The organism is Mycobacterium sp., assembly GCF_049585075.1.
In the GTDB taxonomy this organism is placed as follows: Bacteria; Actinomycetota; Actinomycetes; order Mycobacteriales; family Mycobacteriaceae; genus Mycobacterium.
Map to the genome: position 1 here is coordinate 1 of NZ_JBAUZA010000551.1, position 3,906 is coordinate 3,906.

A 3,906-nucleotide genomic window follows, 5' to 3' on the forward strand; every position below is an offset into this window, starting at 1 on the left:
CGCTGCGCGTGCACTGGCCGCGGCCTCGCGCAGCGCATCAAGTTCCGAAAGCCGACGGATGTCGTCGACCAGCGCGTCATCCTCGCGGGGGGCGGGGTCGACGGCGTCGATCTCCTGTAAAGCGAACTTCAGCCGGTCGGCCTCCTGGGCCAATTCACGGGCGCGGTTGCTTCGGTCGACGAGGTCACGCCGCGCCGACTGCCACGCGTCGCGCAATTTGCGATAGCGCTCCAGCCGGGCGCCGACTGCCGCGAACCGGTCAAGCGCGCCGCGTTGCTCGTCGGGTCGCATCAGCCGCAGCTGGTCGTTTTGTCCGTGCAGGGTGAGCAGTTCGGTGGTGAAGCCGCTCAGCGATTTGGCGGGCACACTGCGCCCACCCAGATACGCACGCGAAGGACCCTCGCGGCTGACCGAGCGCGACGCGATGATGCTGCCGTCCTCGTCGCGCTCGGCTCCCGAGGCATCCAGCATTTCGTCGATCTGCGCGGCTGCTTTCGGGTCGAGATCGGCAGTGCTGAAACGACCTTCGACCACGGCCCGATCGGAGCCCGAGCGCACCCGGTTGGCGTCGGCGCGGGCCCCGCCCAGCAGGTGCAGACCGGTGACCACCATCGTCTTACCGGTGCCGGTCTCTCCGGTCAGAACCGTTAGCCCGCGATCGAACTCAGCCGTGGCGACGCTGATCGCGCCCAGCGCCTCGATACGAATCTCACTGAGCACCAGGCAACACCGTTACCGTCCGCGCCAGCCGGTGACCGGCAAGCGGAACTTACGGACCAGCCGGTCGGTGAACGGCGCACTGTCCAGCCGCGCCCATTTCACCGATACCTCGCAGCGCCGCACCTCCAACCGTCCGCCGGCGGGAACCAGCATCTCGCGCCGACCATCGCAAAACACCACAGCGTCGTGCTCTTCGGCCTCGATTTCGATGGCGATGCTGGCGTCCGGGCTGGTCACCATCGGCCGGGCGAACAGCGCATGAGCGTTGTTGGGCACCACCACAAGTGCCTCCAGATCGGGCCACAGCACCGGGCCGCCCGCGGAGAATGCGTACGCCGTGGATCCGGTGGGTGTTGACACCAATACGCCGTCGCAGCCGAACGTCGACACCGGCCGGCCGTCGACTTCGAGGACCACCCCGAGAACCCCCAGCCGTGGCCCCTTCTCCAGGCTGGCGTCATTCAGCGCCCATCCGCGACTGACGACCTCGCCCTTGACTCGCACCGCAACGTCGAGTGTCAATCGGTCTTCGATTCGGTAGCTCCGGGCCACCACATGCTCGAGCACGGTGTCGATGGCGTCGGCCTCGGCCTCGGCCAAAAAGCCGATCCGGCCCAGGTTGATACCGAGCACCGGAATGTCGGCATTACGAGCGAGTTCTGCGGCCCGCAACACGGTGCCATCGCCGCCGAGTCCCAGCACCAGCTCGCATCCGACCGCGGCATCCGGGTCGGCGTCGGTGACCTGGATGTCGACGCCCAACGCGCGCATGTCGTCGGGTGCCAAATGCAACGAACCGCGGTCGACGGCCTCGGCTGTCAACACGCGGAGGCCAATGTCGTTGTCGCCCAGCACTTTCTCGACTCGGCGCGCGGTCTCGGTGGCTTCTTCACGTCCGGTGTGAACCACTAACAGGACAGTGCGTTCATGGGTCATTTCGACCGCCTTCTGATTGTCCGCCTCCTCCTCGGGCCGTATCGGCCCGCATCGTCACCGGACCAGCTTCAACCGCCGCGTGGACCGCGCTTTCCAAAGCATCAGCAGACAAGCTCCGATCAGTCTCGGCGCGCAGCCACAGAAAGTATTCGACATTGCCCGATGGACCCGGTAGCGGGCTGGCGTTGACCCCGACGGTGTGCCACCCGAGCTCTTCGGCGCAACGCGCGACGGCAAGCACCGAGCCGGCCCGCAGCTCGGGGTCGTGCACTACCCCGCCGGCGCCGACCTGACCCTTGCCCACCTCGAACTGCGGCTTCACCATGGGAACGATATCTGCGTTGAGCGACGCGCATCCAGTCAGCGCGGGCAACACCGTGGTCAGCGAGATGAACGACAGGTCAGCGACGACGGCGTCAACCGGGCCGCCGATCGTCGCCGGTGTGAGCTCCCGGGCGTTGGTCCGCTCGATGACAACCACGCGGGGATCCGACCGCAACGACCAGGCCAGCTGGCCATAGCCCACATCGACGGCGACCACTTCGCGTGCGCCGCGATCCAACAGCACTTCGGTGAACCCTCCCGTCGACGCGCCGGCGTCCAGACAGCGCCTATCCGCGATGCTGATCCCGAACGTGTCGAGCGCTCCGATGAGCTTGTGTGCGCCGCGCGAAACCCAGCCGCGCTCGGCGTCGTCGGCGACACGCAGCGCCGCAGTCACCGCGACGGCGGTGCCCGGTTTGACCGCGGGCATGCCGTCAATGCTGACTTTTCCGGCGCCGATCAACTCCGCGGCCTGCTGGCGAGATCGAGCCAGCCCGCGCCGGACCAGCTCGACGTCAACACGGCTACGCCGCGGCACGGCGCACTCAGCCCTTCTCCGCCGACTCCAGCGCCTGCACCAGCATGTCGTGTGCTTCGGATAACCGGCGCGCCAATTCTTCGAGATCGGCTTCCGCGGGCACGTTCTCGCCATCGGCAAGGTTAGGTATCTCGGCGAGCACAGCGTCGATCCGAGCGCGAATCTCATCAGGAGTCATGTCGGTCTTTACGCTATCGGATTCACACCAGCGACCACCGCTGCAGGGCGTCGTGTGCCGTGTCGTCGCCGGCGTGGACTGTGACGGCTTCGGCGTCGCAGTCGATCGCCCAGAGGGCGTTCGCGACGGCGCGAACGACCGACAGATCATCGCTCGCGTCAACGTCACCTCCGGTGCTCACCGTCAGCGACATGTCCCCGGCCTCGACGTGCCATGCGGGTTGCGCAGCGACCGCGAGCACATCCGCGTCCTGATGCAACGAGCGCAGGTCGTAGCCGATGTAGGTGGCGCGTTGTTCACGTACGGCGTGTACGGCGTCCCGCGCGGAATTGACGCCGCTGAGAACCATCAAGCTGGGCAGCCCTGCGGCGTTGGCGCCGGCGATATCGGTGTTCAGCCGATCACCGACTACCAGTGGCGTGCGAAAGTCGCCGCGCGCCAATGCATCTGTCATCAAGGTCGGTGACGGCTTGCCCGCGACCTGTGGCTCGGCATCGGTTGCTGCTTTTAGTGCGGCCACCATCGAGCCGTTACCGGGCAGCAGACCACGTTCGGTGGGCAGGGTGGCGTCGACGTTGGCCGCCACCCACAGTGCTCCGTCGCGGATGGCTAACGCCGCCTCGGCCAGGTTGATCCAGCTGGTTTCGGTCGAGTGACCCTGGACTACGGCGTGCGGTTTGTCTTCGAACAGGCGAACCGGCCGTAGCCCGACAGCCGCGATTTCGTCGGCCAGCGAATCGGTGCCGACCACCAGCACCCGAGACTCCGGCCCCAGTTGAGCGGCCAGCACGTGGGCGGCGCTTTGGGCGCTGGTGACCACGTCCTCGGCGGTCGCCTTTAGGCCGATGTCGCGCAGGTGGTCGGCAACCTCGTCGGCGCTGCGTGAGGCATTGTTGGTGACGAAGAGCTTGCGGCCGGGAGCTCTATCCAGTGAGTCCGCCGCTCCCTCGGTCAACTCATGGCCACGGAATACCGTCCCGTCCAGATCCAGAAGTAGGCAATCGTATTGCTGCGCAAGCGTTCCCACGTCAGCCGAGCTCGCTCACTCGATCTTCGGCATCGGTGACAGCTTCGACGTCGGCGGCAGCGGCGCGCAGAAACCACTCCAGCGCCTCGTCGCGCCGGTCCAGGGCTAGCAGCGTCTCCGCATACGCGTAGAACAGCCGGGCCGCGGTCGTCCCTCTCCGCGCCGCGTCCAACTGCGGTGTGG

5 protein-coding genes and 1 pseudogene are annotated in these 3,906 nt (G+C 66.9%); all 6 read right to left on the reverse strand.

Features of this window, described 5'->3' with window-relative positions:
* Positions 1–720 (reverse strand): AAA family ATPase (locus tag WB785_RS25110; RefSeq protein WP_424082868.1); only part of this gene is annotated, 720 nt, incomplete at its 3' end.
* Positions 721–732: 12 nt separating this feature from the next.
* The gene (locus WB785_RS25115) at positions 733–1,656 is read right to left on the reverse strand and encodes an NAD kinase (protein WP_424082870.1); all 924 of its coding nucleotides are present in this window, start codon (positions 1,654–1,656) and stop codon (positions 733–735) included.
* On the reverse strand, positions 1,646–2,518 hold the full coding sequence (locus tag WB785_RS25120) for a TlyA family RNA methyltransferase (RefSeq protein ID WP_424082872.1): 873 nt from the start codon (positions 2,516–2,518) through the stop codon (positions 1,646–1,648). Before WB785_RS25120 ends, WB785_RS25115 begins: the two co-directional genes overlap by 11 nt.
* Positions 2,519–2,525: 7 nt before the next feature.
* On the reverse strand, positions 2,526–2,696 hold the full coding sequence (locus WB785_RS25125; protein ID WP_424082874.1) for a hypothetical protein: 171 nt from the start codon (positions 2,694–2,696) through the stop codon (positions 2,526–2,528).
* A gap of 22 nt (positions 2,697–2,718) precedes the next feature.
* Positions 2,719–3,723 (reverse strand): HAD-IIA family hydrolase, encoded by a 1,005-nt coding sequence (locus WB785_RS25130; RefSeq protein ID WP_424082876.1) that lies wholly within the window; start codon positions 3,721–3,723, stop codon positions 2,719–2,721.
* A gap of 1 nt (position 3,724) precedes the next feature.
* Positions 3,725–3,906 (reverse strand): annotated as a pseudogene (locus WB785_RS25135) (hypothetical protein); the annotation flags it as partial.